Raw genomic sequence first — 19,373 nt, forward strand, 5'->3', positions numbered from 1 at the left:
GACAGGGGTTGCCAATATTTGCCCAGGGTGGTCAGCAGCGGGCTTTGGCGTGTGGTTCCCTTTGTGATTGTGTGGGCTTTGGTGGCTTGATCGCCCTTAAGCTGGAAACCGGCAGCCAGCACAGCGGCGGTGACGGGATCGGGGGAGAGGCCGGGGGCCAGATCCACCACCAGCTTCTCGGTGGCAAACAACACGCGAGCCTGCTGCACGCCGCTCACCCGGCTAACGGCGGTCTCGATCTTGCGGGCGCAACTGGGGCAATCCATCCCCAACACCTGCCAGCTGTGGCGACTGTTACCTTGCTCCGGCGCAACCAGCGGGTCGGCAGGGGGGATATCGTGCTCATGTTCATGTTCATGCTTATGATCGTGAGCTGGCGATAAGGGGGCGCCGCAGCACGCGTGATCGTGACAGCGTCCTCGGGGAGGCTCTTCATCCCCCGGGGATTCATTGCTGTCACGGGATGCGTGCTCATGAGGCCTCGGGGTTGAACAGCAACTGACTGGCGTGGTGTTGTCGCAGCAGTGGCTATGGTGGTGATGTTCACTCTGGCCGGAGGCCGCCTTGCTGACGGCCTTGATGGGGGCGGCGTGCTGATGATTGCAGCAGGATTTGCTCATGATGAGTCCCTCTTGATGGATCCCGCCCCTGCGAGATCCCTGATTACTGAAAAGGAGTCTAAACCTTGGTGTTAAGTCCAAGGTCAATGCCTTTATATCCCTTCTCTTCGCGGGTGTTTGTCTGGTCCCGCCGCCCCTATACTGATCACCCGGATTTTTACTACACCAATAAAGGACATAACACATGAGCAACTCAGTCACTCTGCAAGGCAACCCGGTCTCCGTCGCCGGTCACTTCCCGGTCGCCGGTGAGCAAGCCAAGCCCTTCTCTCTGGTGGCCAAGGATCTTTCCGACCTGACCCTGGCAAGCTTTGCCGGTCAGCGCAAAATCCTGAACATCTTCCCGAGCGTCGATACTCCGACCTGCGCCACCTCGGTGCGCAAGTTCAACGAGCAGGCCAGCGCCCTCAACAACACCGTTGTGCTCTGCATCTCCGCCGATCTGCCGTTCGCCCAGTCCCGCTTCTGCGGCGCCGAAGGCCTGGACAAGGTAGTGACCCTCTCTACCCTGCGCGGTGCGGCCTTCATGGCAGATTACGGCGTGGCCTTCTCTTCCGGCCCGCTGGTCGGTCTGACCGCTCGCGCTATCGTGGTGCTGGATGGTGACAACAAGGTGCTGCACAGCGAGTTGGTCGCCGAAGTGGCCGACGAGCCGAACTACGCCGCGGCGCTGGCCGTGCTGTAAGGCGGCAAGCCATGAAAAATCCCGCTTCGGCGGGATTTTTCATGGGAAGCGGTATGCGTCTTCCCTATCAGTGATTGAGAGAGGAGATATGAGATGAACCGCACGATTGATAGGCGAGGGCTGCCAGCCTTATGACGCCTCTTGGGTCACGGATATTTATCCATCCAGCTGCGCCCAAAATATCGGTTGATGTGAGGGGCAGTGGAGACCGGAATAGAAGATGATGAAAGGGTCAACTCGAGGAGTGGGAGAGAAGTTCAAAAAAACCTCCCCGACCGAAGCCGGGGAGGTTTTTATAAGAGAGCGCTCGATGCCCCCTAGTTAGCGCAGTGAACCTGCTTACTTGACAAAATCGACACCCAGCTGGATATCGGCTTTCAGGGTAGCCAGCATGCCTTCCATCGCTTCCTGCTCGAAGGCGCTCAGCTTGCCGTAATCCAGCACGGTTTCAACGCCGTTCTTGCCCAGCAGGATCGGCTGTGCGAAGAAGGTAGCGTGTTCGCCGTTGCCTTCAACGTAGGCACACTCGACGACGTTGGCTTCGCCCTGCAGGCCCTTGATAAGCGACAGACCGAAACGGCAGGCAGCCTGCCCCATGGAGAGAGTGGCGGAACCGCCACCGGCCTTGGCTTCCACCACTTCGGTACCGGCGTTCTGGATACGCTTGGTCATGGCAGCCACTTCTTCGGTAGTGAAGGAGGCGCCTTCAATCTGGGAGAGCAGTGGCAGAATGGTGACGCCACTGTGACCACCGATCACGTTGACGCGAACCTTGTCCACGTTCAGCCCCTTGGCGGCAGCCACGAAGGTCTCGGCGCGGATCACATCCAGCGTGGTGACACCAAACAGACGACGCTTGTCATAGACACCGGCTTTCTTCAGCACTTCGGCGGCGATGGCCACAGTGGTGTTGACCGGGTTGGTGATGATGCCGATCAGGGCTTTCGGACAGGTCGCCGCACACTTCTCTACCAGATTCTTGACGATACCAGCATTGATGTTGAACAGGTCGGAGCGATCCATACCCGGCTTGCGTGCCACACCGGCGGAGATCAGCACCACATCGGCACCAACCAGAGCAGGAGTCGGATCTTCACCGCAGAAACCCTTGATGGCGACGTTGGTAGGAATATGACTGAGATCTACAGCTACGCCCGGAGTAACAGGGGCGATGTCATACAGGCTCAGCTCGGAGCCGGCCGGCAGACGGTTTTTCAACAGCAGAGCGAGGGCTTGACCGATGCCACCAGCGGCACCCAGAACGGCAACTTTCATGATCAACTCCATGTTTAAGCGTAGGTTTAAGGTTGTTTGTTGTTGTGCGCCCAACCTTAATGGATCCCTCAATAAAACACAATCTGATAACAGTTGCAGTCACGGGTTCTGTGAGCCAAGAGACAGGCAGCGAACAAAAATGGGAGAAAATCCAGAAATTTGGAGGGTAAGCACAGTTTTTCTGCACCAACCCTCCCATAAAGAGGTAGTTATACCGACTCAAGCCTGGAATGCCAACGCCCGTTTTTCACACCAGCGAAAACCAATTGTTAACAATCCGTTCATGGTCAGATAGAGGGCCCCCGCAACACCGAAGACGGCCAGGGTGTCATAGGTCTGGGCGTTCAACCCCTGCGCCAGCCCCATGATGTCCATGATGGTGATGGTACTGGCGAGGGAGCTCCCCTTGAGCACCAGGATCACCTCGTTGGAGTAGGCAGGCACCAGATGACGGGCGGCGTGGCGCACCTTCATCCAGAGGGTTTGTCCGGAGGAGAAACCCAGCGCACGACACGCCTCTACTTCACCGGCCGGGATGGCATCGAGCGCCCCCTTGAACAACCGGGTGGAGTAGGCCGCCGTGTTGAGACCCAGCGCCAGCACGGCGCAGAACCAGGGCTGCTTGAGCAGCGGCCAGAGCGGGCTGGCTTTCAGCCACTCGAACTGGCCCGGCCCGTAGTAAATCAGGAAGATCTGAATGAGCAGCGGCGTACCGGTAAAGAGCAGCACCCACAGCTGCACCAGCTGGGTCGCCACCGGCAGGCGCAGCTCCAGCACCCAGGTCATCAGGGCCGCCAGCACAATCCCCAGCAGCAGGCTGAACAGGGTCAGCTCCAGCGTGGTGACAAGACCGCCCAGCAACGTAACAAGATACTCTTGCATCAGTTAGCCTCCGTAGCGGCGGGTGTAGCGGGCGGCCAGCCCGAGGCCGTATTCACTCACCAGACTGATGGCCAGATAGATGAGGGCCGCAGCGGCATACCAGGTGAACGGCTCATAGGTACTGGCCGAGGCCATCTGGGCCTGACGCATCATCTCGTTCACCCCGATAAGCGACACCAGCGCGGTATCTTTCAGCAATACCAGCCACTGGTTGCCGAGGCCCGGCAGGGCGTGGCGCCACGCCTGCGGCAACACGATGCGAAAAAAGATGTGGCCCTTGCTCAACCCCAACGCCAGCGCCGCCAACCGTTGACCTGAAGGCACCGCATTGAGCGCCGCCCGCAGGGTCTGGGTCGCATAGCTGGCGAACAGCAGGGAGAGCGCCAGCACGCCACAGGCAAACGGGCTGAACTCCACATATTCGCCAGTGATGAGGAACAACACCTGGGTCGAGCCGAAGTAGATGAACAGCACCACCAGCAACTCGGGCAGGCCACGGATCAGCGTGGTCAGGGTGGCCACCGGCCACACCAATGCACGCTGCTTGCTGAGCTCGGCGGCACTGAACGCCAGTGCCAATACCATGCCCCCGACCAGTGATGCCAAGGCCAGCCCGAGGGTCATCCAGGCTGCATCCAACAACAGGCTCAACATGGCTTACTGCGCGAAGTATTTGTCGAAGATTTTCTGATAGGTGCCGTTGGCCTTGATCTCGGCCAGCCCCTTGTTCAGCTGGGTCAGCAGCTCCTGATTGCCTTTGGCGACCGCGATGCCAAAGCCGGTACCGAAGTACTTGGCATCGGTCACCGGCGCACCCACCACCACATACTCCTTGTGCTGCTTCAGCCAGTCGGCGGCGACGGCGGTATCGGCAAAGACACCGTCGGTACGGCCATTCATCATGTCGAGGAAGGCGCTCTGGTAGCTGGCATAAGGCACGGTCAGCAGGCCCTTGCTCACCCAGTTATCCACCAGATAGGACTGGTGAGAGGTACCGTTCTGCACACCGACTGTCTTGTCGACCATCTCTTCCGGCCCCTTGAAGGCCCCTTTCTTGGCGACGAATACTGCCGAGTTCTCGTAGTAGATGTCGGAGAAATCGACCTGAGCGGAGCGCTCCGGCGTCACGTCCATGGCGGCGATGGCGGCATCGTAGCGACGGAATTTCAGGCTGGGGATCAGGCTGTCAAAGGCCTGGTTGTGGAAGCTGCACTCCAGCTTGGCCTGCTCGCAAATGGCACGGGCCAGATCGATGTCAAAACCCTGAAACTCGTTCTTGTCATCCAAATATTCGAACGGCGCGTAGGTGGCCTCGGTGGCGAACTTGATCTCCTTGGCCATGACGGAGGTACTCAACAGACCCATGGCAGCAACCAACAACAGACTCTTTTTCATGACAGCTTCCTTATCGATTCAATATCAATGCATCAAGAATTCGGCAAACCGGCTGGTTTGCGGGGATTGGAAAATGGCAGCGGTGCCGGATTCGATGATCCGCCCCTTCTCCAGATAAATCACCTGACTGGCCACCTTGCGGGCAAAGTCGACCTCGTGGGTCACCACCACCTGGGTAATGCCGGTCTGGCTCAGGTTACGAATGATCTCGGCCACCTCTTTGGTGATCTCGGGATCGAGGGCCGCAGTCGGCTCGTCAAACAGCAGCACTTCCGGGTCCATCATCAGGGTACGGGCAATGGCCACCCGCTGCTGCTGACCACCAGAGAGACGGGCAGGCCAGGCATCGCGCTTGTCGGCCAGTTGCAGCTGGGCCAGCAGGTAGGCCCCCTTCTCGATGGCGGCCTCCTTGCTCATGCCGAGCACCTTGACCGGCGCTTCAATCAGATTCTCCATCACTGTGAGATGTGGCCAGAGATTGTACTGCTGGAACACCATGCCCACCTTGCGACGCAGCAGTTGGGACTGGCGGTTGAATTCGGCAGCGGAGAGGGAGTTCGGGAAAGAAAATTCACTTTCGCCAATCCGCAGAACACCCGCATCCGGGGTATCCAGCAGGTTCATCATCCGTAGCAGGGAACTCTTGCCAGCACCGCTCGGGCCCAGCAACACCAAGGTTTCACCGGGGGATGTCCGAAAGCTGACCTGTTGCAGAACCGGCACCTTGTGCCAGGACTTCTCGATACCTATTAATTCAATACCCATACAGCCCAATTGAATAAGTTTTCAAAATTTCATCCCGATTCTATCCCTAATAAAGGTTGATGCAAGCCATTTTTGAATCAATATGCAGAACAAGCGCCGCTTCCTTGCAAAAAACGGCATATGAATGCAAAATGGCCCCGCTGTTCGTATCTGCCGCCTGTATCGCACAGGCCGCCACACTTCCTCATTCGTGAGACCAAGATGAAACACAACGACAAGCAAGAAAAACTGGCCAAGGCCTTTAAAGCCTTGCTGAAAGAAGAGCGCTTTGGCTCCCAGGCAGAAATCGTCACCGCCCTGCAAGAGCTGGGCTTCGAGAACATCAACCAGTCCAAGGTATCGCGCATGCTGAGCCGCTTCGGCGCCGTTCGCACTCGCAATGCCAAGATGGATATGGTCTACTGCCTGCCGGTGGAACTGGGCGTGCCCACCACCTCCAGCCCGCTCAAGAATCTGGTACTGGACGTCGATCACAACGGCGCACTGGTGGTGATCCACACCAGCCCGGGCGCAGCCCAGCTGATCGCCCGCCTGCTCGACTCCCTCGGCAAGGCAGAGGGGATCCTCGGCACCATCGCCGGTGATGACACCATCTTCATCACCCCGACCAGCGACACCGATATCGAAGAGCTCTACCTCTCCGCCCTCGAGCTGTTCGAACAGACGCCATAATGGCCGCTACCGCATCATAGCGGTCACGCCAGAACGAAAAATCCCGGCCAAGGCCGGGATTTTTGTTTTCTGCAGCTTCGTCAGGCGGGCTTATTTGCCCTGCGCCATCAGAAAACCTTCCGATGGGGCGAAGAAGGCCGCGCCGGTCACTGCCTTGGTGAAGCGCAGCAGGTGGTCGAAGTGGCTGCCCTCCCCCTTGTACATGCTGGCCAGCATGGCGTTGAAGTGCTGCGGTGTGCGGCAGCAAGAGATGAAGTAGAGCCCCTGCTCGGTCATGGTGCCCCAGGGCATGCTCTGGCGCAGGATCTCCATGGACTCCCCTTTCGGGGTCTTGAGGTTGACCCGCTTGATGTGGGCGGTCAGCGGCTTGGCGGCAGATTCATACTCGATGTTGTCGGGCTTGGTACGACCGATAATGTCTTCCTGCTCTTTCTGCGCCAGCTTCTCCCAGTCGCTCATGGCGTGGACCCAGCGCTGGACGTGAATGTAGGAGCCACCGGCAAACTCGCCATCGGCCAGCAGCGCCACTTCGGCACGGTGTTCATCCTGCGGGTTCTCGGTGCCATCGACGAAACCGGTCAGGTCGCGGCAATCCAGATTGCGGAAACCGCGCACCTCTTCGGCCAGCTCAACCACTCCGGCCAGCAGCGCCATCACACGGTGACCGGCGTGGTGCAGCACATCCACCCGATCGGCGCGCAGCTGAATAAAGAGATCAAACGGGGTGTTGGGGGCTTCCTGACCGTTGGCGGATTGCGCCATAAAGCTGCGGAACTGGGGCGGACGGGCGGCGGGGTAGAGACCATCCCAGGCGTCGGCGCCAACAGCAACCAGACCGCTGAAACCGGCATCGGGGAAATCGGCAGCCACCGCCTGCCACAGGGCGGGCAATTTGGCCAGACGGCCGACCAGTTCGGCGGCATCACCGGTACGATTGAACATCAGATAGAGGGCGTGCAGATTCGGCTCTGCGCAGATCCCGGCTTGGGCTTTCATATATCTCTCCCCTGAGTAGGCGTTAGCGTTACGGGCTATTTGCGTTGCGCGATTATAAACCAGAGCAGCTCCAGTTCTTTGATTTCACGACGATATCACGCGTTCAGGGTAAAGGGTCAAACAACACCAGCCCATGGGGGGCAACCTTGATCCTTGCCCGCATGCCTTCAAGGGGCTCGCCAATGCTCGCCTCCAGCTGCAGATCGCCACACTCGAACAGCACCCGGCAGTGGTGACCGAGGAACTGCTGCTCCACCACCTTGAGCTCCCCATCTGCGGCGCTCTCCAGCAGCAGTTGCTGAGGTCTGAGCATCAGCTGCAACTGCTCACCCACCGCCCGGCCATGAGGCTCACTGCCACAAATGACCCCGAGCGCCGTCTGTACGCAGTGGCTGTCCACCACCTCGGCAGCCAGATAGTTGACCCCGCCGAGAAACTCCGCCACGAAGCGGTTTTGCGGGCGGCGATAGAGCTGCTCAGGCTGGCCCACCTGCTCGATGTGACCGGCGCGAAACAGCGCCAGCCGATCGGCGAAGGCGAACGCCTCCTCCTTGCTGTGGCTGACGAAGATGGCGCCTATCCCCTGCTGCTTGAGCAGGGCGCGGATCTCGAGGATCAACTTCATCCGCACCTGGGTATCGATGTTGGAGAAGGGCTCATCCAGCAGCATCAGCCGCGGCTTGCACACCAGCGCCCGGGCAATAGCCACCCGCTGCTGCTGACCACCGGAGAGCTGGTGCGGATAGCGATCCCCCAGCCCCTGCAGATTGACCAGCGCCAGCGCCTCGTCCACCTGCTGCTGGCGAGCACTGCGATCGAGTTTGGTCAGACCAAAGCCGACATTGTCGGCCACCGTCAGGTGGGGGAAGAGGGCGTAATCCTGAAAGATCATCCCGATATTGCGCGCCTCGGGCGGCACGCTGGCACCCGGCCCGTCGAGCAGGGTATCGCCGAGGCGAATCGTGCCTTCTGCCAACGGCAGCAGCCCTGCGATGGCCTTGAGCAGCGTGGTTTTGCCGCAGCCACTGGCCCCCAGCAAGCAGACGATTTCGTTGTCTGCCACCGTCAGGGAGAGCTGCTCCAGCACATTGCGGCCGTTGTAACGGCAGCTGACATTTTCAACCTGCAAACAGGACAAGGCTGACTTCCTCTCGTTTCTGGCGGCGCGCTGCCTTTCGGTTCAGCACACCACATGCAATTTCATTGGCCGACGTGGCGACTCAGTGGCCCGGACTGTCCAGAGTGCGGTTGACCCAGACCAGCGGCAACAACCCCACCAGCACGATGACGATAGCCCCCAGCGCGCCGCGTTCCAGCATCTCGTCCGAGACGAACTGGTAGACGTGGGTCGCCAGGGTATCGAAGTTGAACGGCCGCAGCAGCAGGGCGGCGGGCAGCTCCTTCATGGATTCGATGAATACCAGCATGGCACCGGCAAACAGACCCCGGCGCACCAGCGGCAGATGAACCCGCCGCAGCATGCCGCCATCCCCCTGCCCCAGGGAGCGGGCCGCCATGTCGAGACTGGGGGAGATCTTGCCCATGCTGCTCTCCACCGAGCCGATGGCGATGGCCACGAAGCGCACCAGATAACCGAACACGATGGCGGTAATGGTGCCGGTCAGCAGCAAGCCCGGGCCTTGACGCCCGAGCCACTCGGCCAGATCGTTGATGGCAAAGTCGAGGGCGGTGAGTGGCACCAGCACCCCGATGGCCAGCACGGTACCCGGCATGGCATAACCCATGGCGGCGATGCGCAGGGGTAGCAGACTCTTTATCCCGCCATCGAGACGACGGAAGAAGCCGAGCAGCAGGGCGATCCCCATCGCCAGCAGAGCGGTCAGCGCCGAGATAGCCAAGCTGTTGCCGGCGAAGCGGACAAACTCCGGCGTCCAAGAGAGTTCGAAGTAGCGCACCCCGTAATCGAGCAGGATGACGAACGGCAGGCCGAAACCGGCCAGTACCAGCCCCCAGCACCAGAGACCGGCCAGCCAACGACTCATCCCCTTGAGCGGATAGCGCAGCGGCTGCTCATGGCCCATCGACTTCTGGAACACCTGCTGCCTGCTGCGCGAACGGCGCTCCAGCGCGATCAGCAGCACCACCGCCAGCAGCATCAGGCAGGAGAGTTTGGCCGCGGTGGCCAGACTGCCGTAACCGAGCCAGGTGTCGTAGACCGCCGTGGTCAGGGTGTTGATGGCAAAGAAGTGGACGGTGGCGAAATCGGCCAGCGTCTCCATGGCCACCAGCGATACCGCCACCATGATGGCGGGGCGCGCCAGCGGCAGACTGAGGCGGCGAAAGCTCTGCCACGGGGTACAGCCGAGCAGGCGGCTGGAGTGGATCAGGCTGACCGACTGCTCGAGAAAAGAGGCGCGGGTCAGCAGATAGACGTAGGGGAACAGCACCAGTGCCAGCACCCAGGCGGCGCCGCCAAGGGAGCGAATGGCCAGAAACCAGTAATCGGCCGGACTGTTCCAGCCAAAGAGGGCGCGCAACCCGGCCTGCAGCGGGCCCGAATAGTCGAGCAGGTCGGTATAGACGTAGGCGACGATATAGGAGGGCATGGCCATCGGCAGCATCAAGGCCCACTGCAGAGCACGGCGCCCCGGCACCTGGCACATGGCCACCAGCCAGGCGGTAGGCACCCCGAACAGCAGGCTGAGCAGTACCACACCGACCACCAGCCCCAGGGTATTGCCCAGATAGTCGAACAGCACGGTATCGGCGAGGTGGCGAAAGAGATCTCCCTCAGCCGAGAAGGCAGAGAAAAGCAGGGCAATAACCGGTAAACCCAGCAGCAGGGCGATGGCCCAGCTGCCGGTAATCCATCCAAAATTTTTCATGAGACCACAGATGTTGATGGGGCCGTTGGCCCCATCTGATTACAAGTCGAACTTCACTTCATCCAGCAACTGCAAGGCGTCCTTGCGGTGCTTGGCGTAATCGCTGACCGGTAGTGCGTCAGACTTGAAACTGCCCCAGGACTTGACCATGGCGGAAGGCTCGACTCCGACCTTGACCGGATATTCGGCGTTCACGTCCGCATACATGTGCTGGGCGGTGTCGCCAGCCAGAAACTCCATCAGCTTCTGAGCCTCGGCCTTGTTTTTGGCATACTTGGTCATGGCCACGCCGCTCACGTTGACGTGGGCACCGCGGTCAGCCTGGTTCGGGAAGTTGATATAGACCGCATCCGCCCAGGACTTCTGAGCAGGATCTTTCAACATGGCGCCCAGATAGTAGCTGTTGCCGAGCGACACCTCACAGATACCATCCTTGATCGCCTTGACCTGATCCCGGTCGTTGCCCTGCGGCTTGCGCGCCAGGTTGGCCTTGACCCCTTCCAGCCAGGTTTTGGTCTCGGCCATGCCGTGATGGGCAATCATGGAGGAGACCAGCGCCACATTGTACTCATGCTTGCCGCTGCGGGTGCAGATTTTCCCTTTGAATTCCGGTTTGGCCAGATCTTCGTAGCTGATGGTGCCCTGCTTGCCGAGGCGATCCTTGCTGGAGTAGATGGCGCGAACCCGGGTGGTCAGGGCGAACCAGCGATTCTCCGGATCACGATAGATGGCGGGGATGTTCTCCTGCAGGATCTTGCTGTCCACCGGCTGCACCAGCCCCTTGTCCACCAGATCGGTCAGACGGCTGATATCGACGGTCAGCATCAGGTCGGCCGGAGAGAGCTTGCCTTCCCGTTCCAGACGCTCGTTCAACCCCTCTTTGGCGAACACCACGTTCACCTTGATGCCAGATTCCTTCTCGAACTGCTGGATGATGGGCTTGATCAGCTCATCCTGCCGGTTGGAGTAGACATTCACTTCCCCGGCCGCCAATGCCGACTGAGCCGCCAACGCAGAGAAAGCCAGTCCCAACATCTTAATTTTCATCATCCATTCCTTGAGTTACTATGCAGAGTGATAACCATTTCCATTTGCATTCTGCATATATCTCATCTGCTGATCAAGAAGAGTCATCACCACCCCATCACATACTCAACCAACAAAAATCCAAACGGGGCCAGCTCCAGCAATAAGGGATTCAAAAGAGACACAACCGTCTCGGTGGAATCTCCCACAACCTCCTTATCTATTCGCTGGCGATCTCGATGGTCACATGCACCAGCTCTTCATGGATCGCCAGCCGCTCGCGGATCTGCTGCGCCGGTAGCGGATTGACCATCAGCAGAGAGAGCACGCAGGCATACTGCTGCTGCCCTACCCGCCAGACGTGAAGATCGCGGATCTCGGTCTGTGGCAGTTCGGCAATCACCTCGCGGATTTCCGCCACCAGCGGGGCATCCATCTCGGCATCCAGCAGCACCCGACCGGAGTCGCGCAGCAGACCCCAGGCCCACACAGCCACCAGCCCGGCACCCACTATGCCCATCAGCGGATCCAGCCAGTCAGTGCCCCACAGCATGCCCCCTACCAGCGCCAGAATCGCCAGCACGGAAGTGGCCGCATCCGCCAGCACGTGGATATAGGCGGCGCGCAGATTGAGATCCTGATGGCCGTGGTGATCGTCATGGTCATGATGATGATCGTGGTCGTGATGCTCATGATGGTGGTCATGTCCATGGCCGTGGTGATGGTGGCCGTGATCATCCTTGAGCAGCCAGGCACAGGCGAGGTTTACCAGCAGCCCCACCAGCGCGATAGCGATCGCCTGTTGATAGTGGATCGGGCTGGGATCGAGCAGCCGGAACACCGACTCGAACAGCATCAACCCGGCCACTCCCACCAGCAACAGGGCGCTGGTGAAGCCACCCAGCACCTCGATCTTCCAGGTGCCGAAGCTGAATCTGTGGTCGCGGGCAAAGTGGCGGGCGGCGCGGTAGGCCAGCACCGAGAGACCGAGCGCCAGCGCGTGAGAGCTCATGTGCCAGCCATCGGCCAGCAGCGCCATGGAGTTGTAGAACCAGCCGCCGCCAATCTCCGCCACCATCATGATGACGGTCAACAATACGGCCCAGCGGGTCTTCTGTTCGGCCAGCGGATTGCCCTCGTGGATGACGGGTTGATGACAGTGGGATTGAGCGAGGGATGACATGGATTTCTCCTGAGAACGACAATGCAATATACTATACCCCAGTATAGTTTTATTGATCGAGAGGATCCTGCATGTCACACACCATCCACGACAAGAAGAAGCTGCTGGCACGGGTGCGCCGCATCAAGGGACAGGCCGGTGCACTGGAGAGTGCGCTGGAGCAGGAGAGCGACTGCAGCGCCATCCTGCAGCAGATCGCCGCCATCCGCGGCGCCGTCAACGGCCTGATGCTGGAGGTGCTGGAGGGGCACATGCGCGAACACCTGGGCGCCGAAGAGGCGACCCACGCCGAGCGGCTGGAGGATCTGGATCAAGTAGTGCGGGTATTGCGATCCTATCTGAAGTAAGGCCTGAGAATGGGGCTGCGGGCAGCCCCGCATCATCCCGTTTACGGCTGGGCGGCGCAGGCCCACCAGCCCCCGCCCTTTCAGACTTGAGCCCTCGCCGGCTTTACGCCATGATGTCCAGCCCGGCTGACCGCCGGTTTTACTGGACAGTCAATTTCAAGGATCCCCCATGTTTGAACACGTCGATGCCTATGCTGGCGACCCCATCCTGACGCTAGTCGAGACCTTCCACAAAGACACCCGCGAGCAGAAGGTGAACCTGGGGATCGGCCTCTATTACGACGAGCAGGGCCGCATTCCGCTGCTGCCGTCGGTGCAGCAGGCCGAAGCGCAGCGCGCTGCCGCCCCGGCGCCGCGTCCCTACCAGCCGATGGAGGGTGCCGCCAACTACCGCACTGCAGTGCAGCACCTGCTGTTTGGTGCCGACCATGAAGCGGTCAAGGCGGGACGTATCGCCACCATCCAGACCATCGGCGGCTCAGGCGCGCTGAAGATCGGCGCCGATCTGCTCAAGCGCTACTTCCCGACCTCCGAGGTGTGGGTCAGCAATCCGACCTGGGACAACCACAAGGCGATGTTCGAGGGAGCCGGCATCAAGGTGCATGACTACCCCTACTACGATGCGGCCACCGGCGGCGTGCAGTTCGATGCGATGATCGACTGCCTGAGCAGCCTGCCGGCGAAGAGCATCGTGCTGCTGCACCCCTGCTGCCACAACCCTACCGGGGTGGATCTCTCCCGTGCCCAGTGGGATAGGGTGATCGCGCTGGTGGTCGAGAAGAACCTGATCCCCTTTATGGACATCGCCTATCAGGGCTTCGGTGATGGACTGGAAGAGGATGCCTACGCCATTCGCGCCATGGTGGCTGCCGGCGTCAGCTTCTTCGTCAGCAACTCGTTTTCCAAGAACCTCTCCTTCTACGGCGAGCGCTGCGGCGGCCTGTCGGTCATCTGCCAGGATGCCGAAGAGGCGAGCCGGGTGCTGGGTCAGATGAAGGCCACCGTGCGTCGCAACTACTCTAGCCCGCCCACCCACGGCGGCCAGATCACCGCGGCTGTGATGAGCCAACCCGAGCTGCACACCATGTGGGTCGATGAAGTGACCGAGATGCGCACCCGCATCAAGGCCATGCGCCAGAAGCTGTTCGAGGTGCTGAGCGCCAAGGTGCCGGGCCGCGATTTCAGCTACTTCATCAACCAGCGCGGCATGTTCAGCTACACCGGCTTCACCCCGGAGCAGGTTGACAGACTGCGCGAAGAGTTCGCCGTCTACCTGGTGCGCTCCGGCCGCATGTGCGTGGCGGGCCTCAACAGCCGCAACGTCGACTATGTGGCTGACGCCATGGCCGCGGTGCTCAAGGGCTAATCCGCATCAGCCCCGCTTTGGTGGGGCTTTTTTGTCTGTTGCGTTCGCAGTCACCTCTTGAGGAGTCTGCTCACCCTCCCCCTGCTGTGAGAGAATGCCAGCAGGTCACGCTGAATCTCCCTGATTCCAAGCCTGTTTATCTTCATCAATTTCAGGAGCCACTATGGATCTGATCGCTCTCTCTCGGCTGGGAGGTCGCCATCTGGTCACCCTGCACCTGTTGCTCGACAACCAGAGCGTCACCCGCACCGCCGAGCGGCTCTGCACCACACCTTCCACCGTCAGCAAAACCCTCAACCAGCTGCGGGATCTGCTGGGGGATCAACTGCTCTACCGTCAGGGTAACCAGTTGCTGCTCACCCCCATGGCCGAGCGACTGGCTCCCACCCTGCATCGACTACTGGGGGAGCTGAACGGCCTCACTCGCCAGAATGCCTTCAACCCCCAACAGTGGCAGGGCAGCTTGCGGCTGGGATTGCGCGAGAGCGTGATGACCTGGCCGGTGGGCCCCATTCTGGGTCAGCTGATGAAAGAAGTGCCGGGCATGGTGCCGGAGATCTGGAACAAGGATGAGCAGGGACTGGAGGCGCTGGCAGCGGGCAAACTCGACTTCGTGATCCTGCCCCATGATCAGAGCCAGCCGTTACCGCGCCAGCCCGGGCTGGTGTGGGAGACTCTGCGGGAAGAAAAACTGGTCTGCCTGCTGCGCAAAGACCACCCCGCGCTAACCACGCCTTGGGATCTCGATGCCTACCTGAGCTGGCGCCATATCGCCATCCGGGATCAGGAGCTGGCCAACCCCTTCTTCGAGCAGAGCCTGGCCCAGCAGCAGGTGCGTCGCCAGATTGGCGCCACCCTGCCCGATTTTGCCAGCGCAGCAGCCCTGCTGCCTCAAACCGACCTGATCCTCACCGCCATCGGTGGCTGGGCGGCCTGCATGGCCAGTCAGCCGGATCTGTTGATGCGTCCGGCACCGTTCGATTACGGCAAGGTGAGTCACAGTCTGGTCTGGTATGGCCCGGCCGGTGATGGTTCGGCCCGTCACTGGTTCCGCCAGCGGATCCTGCAACTGGGCCGGGAGTTGACGCCGCCCTGAACCGGGCGGCCCTGCCATCAGGGGCGTTTGGTATAGATGGGACTGGGGAAGGAGGCGACGTTATTGCCCAGTTCCGTGATGCGGGCTGCCCCCTGCTTTTTCACCTGATCGATGCGCAGCACCTGATGCATGGGAATAAGGGTGTGGCGCACATCGGCAAATTCGCTCTTGAGCTTCTCGTGACTGGGATCGACGATAAGCGCCGTGTGGTTGTCCCACACGAAGTCGGCGATCTCGATAAAGCCGAACAGCTGACCCTGATTCACCTCGCGCACATACACTTCGTAGCGCTCGCTATGGCAAATAAACTGAACCCGATATAACGCCTTGCTTTCACTCATGATTATCTGTCATTGAGGGGGAAGAAAATGGCCATTATTCTAGCCGCCGTTCTCGCCCCCTCCAATAGACAGAAATCACAGTTGCGGCCTTTTCATGCCACTCCTCACGCCATGACGGTCACAGGATGACGCAGCCACTCAGCGCATCAGGGCGGGCAGTGAGATCGGCCCCAATCCCGCTACGCGCAAACGGCTGGCCAGCTGTTCCAGCTCGGTTTGACTAGCCTCTTGCCATTGCGCCGCCTCCCCCCGCACCCCGTGGTGGCGAAAGCCGTTGAGGCGAATGGGCACAGGCCCAAGCTGCTGCAAAAACGTGGCGAGATCTGCGTCCAGCTCACCATTCGCATCCAGAAAATCGCTCTTGCCCGGCACATGGAGCAGCCGCAGTTCGGTCAGCTTGCCGTGGCGTGCCAGCAGCACCAGCGACCCTAGCACCCGTTCGCGGCCATAGCCGGTCAGGGTGTGATGCACCGAGTCGCGCCACCCCTTGAGATCGAGCATGACGCCGTCGAGCACCGGCAATAGCCGCTGCCAGCCGGTTTCGGCCAGCGAGCCGTTGCTGTCGAGCAGGCAAGTAAGATGGGCCAGATCCGACGCGGCCTTGATGGCGGTAAACAGCGCAACCACGAAGGGGAGCTGGGTGGTCGCCTCGCCGCCGGAGACGGTGATCCCGCTGAGCAGCGGGCCGTAGCGGCGCAGCAGAGTCAGTACCTCAGCCACCGACATGGTGGCGGTCTTGGGATTGGCGCTGCGCGGGCAGGCCTCCAGACAGGCGTCACAGTCGGTGCAGAGCGCCTCCTGCCAATGAACCTTGCCCTCGCTCATGGTGAGGGCGCCACTCGGGCAGACCGCGAAGCAATCGCCGCAATCGTCGCACAGACCTATGGTGTGCGGGTTGTGGCAGCCGGGACAGCGGAAGTTGCAGCCCTGCAGAAACAGCACCAGCCGGTTGCCCGGCCCGTCGACACAGGAGAACGGCAGCACCCTGCTTACCAGGGCGCTGCGTGTTGGCAAAACATCAGCCATCGGTGCGAACTCAATATTCGCAGATGGTCGATTCGTGGGCGACCACTCGCGGAGCTCGCTGACGAATGGCGGTCACTTCACTCGCCTCGGCACCGAGACAGGTTGTCTGCAAGCGCGAGCCCTCCTCTGCGAAGCGGGCCACGTCGCTCTTGCGGATCATGTAGCCGGTCACCCGCACCAGATCGCTGTCGGCCACGTTGGCGGTGAACTCGCGCATACCGATGGCGAGCGCCCCCTTGCAGAGCTGCAACAGCGCCTGCGGGTTCTGGCGGATGGTGGGATCCAGCGTGAGGATCTCGCTGATCCCCGAATGGTAATAAGTGTGGTGCGGCGCCAGCGCCAGCACATGGCTGGCCGGATCCGGCTCCTGCCCGTAGGGAATGCGCACCCCCGGGGTAACAGCCACATCGATGCTGAGGCCACCTTGCGAATGCAACAAAGCGCGGCCACACCAGGCATGGGTCTGCGGGGTCGTGGTCACATAGGCGGAGAGCTGGGCCGAGATGCGATAGCCAAGCTGGTTCGCCTCCTCGCCGTGACCATAACGATCCGGCAGATTCTCTTTATCCATCAGGATATTGACCGCTTCCGCCATGCCGTAGATGCCGAACATGGGGACGAAACGATCCTCATCCAGCAGCCCCTCTTTCACCAGGAAGCTGTCGAAGAAACCGGACTCATCATGGAGGAAAGCAGCCCGCGCTTCGATCAGCTGGGAGGCCAGACGGCAGTAATGGGGCAACAGGCAACCGAGGAAGTCATCGATCCCCTGACACTGCTCGGCGACCCGCTTGAGGGAGATGCGCACCAGGGTATTGGCGCCACCGGCCTGCGGCAGGGCGTTGTAGCAGCTGACGATGCCAAAACCACGGTTGTCGAAGGTATCGCGATGGATCGGGTAGTTGGCGATGTGCGGCTTGCTGCACTCGGCGATGTTCTTCACCGCTTGCAGCAGCAGGCTGTCCGGGGTCTGCTCCGGATCGTGGAAGAAGGTGAGGTTCGGCGCCACCTGCTTGAGCTCGTTGTCGATGCGCAGGATCAGACGGCAGATGCGGTTGTCATCGGGGCCTATGTTGACGTGCATGAAGGCGTCCGGCAGCACCCGATCCAGATAGACCCAGAACCCCTTCAGCTTGCGATAGAGGGTCTCGTCATCCAGTTCGCCGACAAAGGGGAGCAACAGCTGGTCGAGCCGACCCAGCCAGACCGGCATGCCGGTGACGGAGGGGACGTGGTGATAGAGGATGCGCAACGCGTTGAGCGCCTCGTCGAAATCCTGTGGCGCTGCCAGCTCCAGCCAGGCAGAGCCCTGACTCAGGAATTTTTCATAGTCCGGCAACACATAGCGCGGCTTGTAGGGGGCATGCCCTTCGAACATGTCGCATATGAATCCCTTCGCTATCGCCTCGGCGACTGCGGCAGGCAGGTCGGGGTAGGGCAACGCATTCTCGGCGGCCAGCGCCAGCGCGTGGCTCTTCTGGGCGGCGGAGAGATGGGGATCGCGCACGATACGCTGACAGGTTTCGATCAAAGACATGGGACACTCCTTCACGGATAGAGCCCATATCCTCACCATTTGCAGGCCTTTTTTGAAGTGACATTCACAACAATGCGAATGTCTCAAAAAGACATCCGTTAAAGGGGATCACAACCAGAATAGAACGGGGGGCCTTGTCTGCCGACAAGGCCCCCCGTTGTACGGATCAGGGCTCGATGACGATGGGCGTACCCGGGTCAATGGCATTCCAGAGCTCATCCATCTCGTGGTTAAGTACCGCAATACAACCGTTGGTCCAGTTGGAGGGCTGTACCCGACGGTTACCCATCCGGTTAAGCTGACCATGGATCATGATCATGCCACCCGGGTTCACCCCCAACTCATTGGCGCGCTTGATATCGTCCAGATTCGGGTAGTTGATATGTATCGCTTTATAAAAGCCGGAGTTGCTCTTCTTGTAATCCAGGGTGTAGCGCCCTTCCGGCGTACGCTGATCCCCTTCCTGCTGCTTGTGCCCCTTGGGCGCCGGGCCCAGAGCAATCCAGTAGCGCTTCAGTTCTTTGCCATCCTTCATCAGGGTCAGGCTATAGGTCGACTTCTTGACCACCACCAAATCGGCTTTTTCGGTCAAGGCAAAACTCAATGCGGGCCAAAGCCCCAACAAACACAGTAATACGGCTCTCATTCCATCCCTCGACAAGCCTCTGGTGCGGGCTTTTCTTGTTACCAGATCATCTGAACGATGCCCGCCGAGCGGCGAGCGAGCGCCATGATATTGGATCGCCATCAATACTCAATATGCCCGGCAAAACATATCTTGCCGCAGCCAGGCCATCTTCCTTGGACGCCGTCATTTAGCATTGGTAATTAACAGTAAAAACAAAAGGATACCAAAAATTATCGCGCTGGCACCCAAGGCAATGATCGGAGAAGATAACACTCCCCGACAGGATCATGCCATGCGCTCTTCGTGCCGCCTCGCCACCCTGCTGTTCTCGCCAATCCTGCTCTGGCTGCCTGCCAGTGTTGCCGCCGATGCACTCTGGCTGCGCGAGCCCGCCCTATCCCCCGATGGAAAGCAGCTTGCTTTCACCTGGCAGGGGCGCATTTTTGTCGCCAGTGCCGAGGGTGGCCCCGCCACGGCGCTCACCGGCAGCGACTACCTGAGCCAGCGGCCAATCTGGTCGCCGGATGGCAAACAGCTCGCCTTTGCCGCCAATCTCTAAGGCAACGAAGATGTGTTCGTGGTGCCTGCCAGCGGCGGCGAGATGGTGCGCCTAACCCGCGATTCACGCACCGATCTGCCGCAAGCCTTCAGCGCCGATGGCAAACGGCTGCTGCTGAGCAGCCAGCG

The 19,373-nt window shown here is 60.4% G+C and carries 20 protein-coding genes and 1 pseudogene; 6 read left to right on the plus strand and 15 right to left on the minus strand.

All coding sequences use genetic code 11. The features are described from left to right. Positions 1–620 (minus strand): cation transporter (locus ACRAUW_RS10470; RefSeq protein WP_431362230.1); only part of this gene is annotated, 620 nt, incomplete at its 3' end. Positions 621–804: 184 nt separating this feature from the next. Here ACRAUW_RS10470 and tpx point away from each other — a divergent pair. Beyond that, positions 805–1,305: a thiol peroxidase gene (tpx, locus tag ACRAUW_RS10475; RefSeq protein ID WP_431362231.1), complete on the plus strand. Its 501-nt coding sequence runs from the start codon at positions 805–807 to the stop codon at positions 1,303–1,305. A 339-nt stretch (positions 1,306–1,644) separates the two neighbouring features. On the opposite strand, the gene mdh is transcribed toward tpx, so the two are convergent. The 5 genes from mdh to ACRAUW_RS10500 form a co-directional block, all read right to left on the minus strand. Further along, positions 1,645–2,580 (minus strand): malate dehydrogenase, encoded by a 936-nt coding sequence (gene mdh / locus ACRAUW_RS10480; protein ID WP_431362232.1) that lies wholly within the window; start codon positions 2,578–2,580, stop codon positions 1,645–1,647. 219 nt (positions 2,581–2,799) lie between these two features. After that, positions 2,800–3,462 (minus strand): arginine ABC transporter permease ArtM, encoded by a 663-nt coding sequence (artM, locus tag ACRAUW_RS10485; RefSeq protein WP_431362233.1) that lies wholly within the window; start codon positions 3,460–3,462, stop codon positions 2,800–2,802. Positions 3,463–3,465: 3 nt separating this feature from the next. Then, the gene (gene artQ / locus ACRAUW_RS10490; RefSeq protein WP_431362234.1) at positions 3,466–4,116 is read right to left on the minus strand and encodes an arginine ABC transporter permease ArtQ; all 651 of its coding nucleotides are present in this window, start codon (positions 4,114–4,116) and stop codon (positions 3,466–3,468) included. 3 nt (positions 4,117–4,119) lie between these two features. Continuing rightward, positions 4,120–4,857 (minus strand): transporter substrate-binding domain-containing protein, encoded by a 738-nt coding sequence (locus tag ACRAUW_RS10495; protein WP_431362235.1) that lies wholly within the window; start codon positions 4,855–4,857, stop codon positions 4,120–4,122. A 24-nt stretch (positions 4,858–4,881) separates the two neighbouring features. Continuing rightward, complete coding sequence (locus ACRAUW_RS10500) at positions 4,882–5,622, minus strand: ATP-binding cassette domain-containing protein (protein WP_005357971.1); 741 nt, start codon at positions 5,620–5,622, stop codon at positions 4,882–4,884. 201 nt (positions 5,623–5,823) lie between these two features. Here ACRAUW_RS10500 and argR point away from each other — a divergent pair, with 201 nt between their 5' ends. After that, complete coding sequence (argR, locus tag ACRAUW_RS10505) at positions 5,824–6,294, plus strand: transcriptional regulator ArgR (RefSeq protein WP_431362236.1); 471 nt, start codon at positions 5,824–5,826, stop codon at positions 6,292–6,294. Between the two features lie 90 nt (positions 6,295–6,384). Here argR and ACRAUW_RS10510 read toward each other — a convergent pair whose 3' ends face one another. The 5 genes from ACRAUW_RS10510 to dmeF form a co-directional block, all read right to left on the minus strand. Further along, positions 6,385–7,290: a Dyp-type peroxidase gene (locus ACRAUW_RS10510; protein ID WP_431362237.1), complete on the minus strand. Its 906-nt coding sequence runs from the start codon at positions 7,288–7,290 to the stop codon at positions 6,385–6,387. Between the two features lie 103 nt (positions 7,291–7,393). Beyond that, positions 7,394–8,428 (minus strand): ABC transporter ATP-binding protein, encoded by a 1,035-nt coding sequence (locus tag ACRAUW_RS10515; protein ID WP_431362238.1) that lies wholly within the window; start codon positions 8,426–8,428, stop codon positions 7,394–7,396. A gap of 82 nt (positions 8,429–8,510) precedes the next feature. Continuing rightward, the gene (locus ACRAUW_RS10520) at positions 8,511–10,136 is read right to left on the minus strand and encodes an ABC transporter permease (RefSeq protein ID WP_431362239.1); all 1,626 of its coding nucleotides are present in this window, start codon (positions 10,134–10,136) and stop codon (positions 8,511–8,513) included. A gap of 39 nt (positions 10,137–10,175) precedes the next feature. After that, the gene (locus ACRAUW_RS10525; RefSeq protein WP_431362240.1) at positions 10,176–11,183 is read right to left on the minus strand and encodes a Fe(3+) ABC transporter substrate-binding protein; all 1,008 of its coding nucleotides are present in this window, start codon (positions 11,181–11,183) and stop codon (positions 10,176–10,178) included. Positions 11,184–11,382: 199 nt separating this feature from the next. Continuing rightward, positions 11,383–12,345, minus strand: a complete 963-nt coding sequence (gene dmeF, locus ACRAUW_RS10530; protein WP_431362241.1) for a CDF family Co(II)/Ni(II) efflux transporter DmeF — start codon at positions 12,343–12,345, stop codon at positions 11,383–11,385. A 71-nt stretch (positions 12,346–12,416) separates the two neighbouring features. Here dmeF and ACRAUW_RS10535 point away from each other — a divergent pair, with 71 nt between their 5' ends. From ACRAUW_RS10535 to ACRAUW_RS10545, 3 genes are all read left to right on the plus strand, one after another. Then, on the plus strand, positions 12,417–12,692 hold the full coding sequence (locus tag ACRAUW_RS10535) for a metal/formaldehyde-sensitive transcriptional repressor (protein ID WP_108572003.1): 276 nt from the start codon (positions 12,417–12,419) through the stop codon (positions 12,690–12,692). Positions 12,693–12,861: 169 nt separating this feature from the next. Next, positions 12,862–14,058: an aromatic amino acid transaminase gene (locus ACRAUW_RS10540; RefSeq protein ID WP_431362242.1), complete on the plus strand. Its 1,197-nt coding sequence runs from the start codon at positions 12,862–12,864 to the stop codon at positions 14,056–14,058. 163 nt (positions 14,059–14,221) lie between these two features. Further along, positions 14,222–15,154 carry a LysR substrate-binding domain-containing protein gene (locus ACRAUW_RS10545; RefSeq protein WP_431362243.1) on the plus strand — a complete coding sequence of 311 codons (933 nt, stop codon included), beginning with the start codon at positions 14,222–14,224 and terminating at the stop codon, positions 15,152–15,154. A gap of 17 nt (positions 15,155–15,171) precedes the next feature. Here ACRAUW_RS10545 and ACRAUW_RS10550 read toward each other — a convergent pair whose 3' ends face one another. The 4 genes from ACRAUW_RS10550 to ACRAUW_RS10565 form a co-directional block, all read right to left on the minus strand. Beyond that, complete coding sequence (locus ACRAUW_RS10550; RefSeq protein ID WP_431362244.1) at positions 15,172–15,495, minus strand: DUF1820 family protein; 324 nt, start codon at positions 15,493–15,495, stop codon at positions 15,172–15,174. Positions 15,496–15,633: 138 nt separating this feature from the next. Then, on the minus strand, positions 15,634–16,521 hold the full coding sequence (locus tag ACRAUW_RS10555; protein WP_431362245.1) for a YjjW family glycine radical enzyme activase: 888 nt from the start codon (positions 16,519–16,521) through the stop codon (positions 15,634–15,636). Between the two features lie 10 nt (positions 16,522–16,531). Further along, entirely contained in the window at positions 16,532–18,058 is a 1,527-nt protein-coding gene (locus ACRAUW_RS10560) for a YjjI family glycine radical enzyme (RefSeq protein ID WP_431362246.1), read from the minus strand. Positions 18,059–18,224: 166 nt separating this feature from the next. Beyond that, the gene (locus ACRAUW_RS10565) at positions 18,225–18,704 is read right to left on the minus strand and encodes a L,D-transpeptidase family protein (RefSeq protein ID WP_431362247.1); all 480 of its coding nucleotides are present in this window, start codon (positions 18,702–18,704) and stop codon (positions 18,225–18,227) included. A gap of 274 nt (positions 18,705–18,978) precedes the next feature. Between ACRAUW_RS10565 and ACRAUW_RS10570 the strand changes: the two are divergent. Further along, positions 18,979–19,373, plus strand: a pseudogene (locus ACRAUW_RS10570) (S41 family peptidase); the annotation flags it as partial.

The sequence above is a fragment of the Aeromonas sp. genome, assembly GCF_050633025.1.
Classification (GTDB): domain Bacteria; phylum Pseudomonadota; class Gammaproteobacteria; order Enterobacterales; family Aeromonadaceae; genus Aeromonas.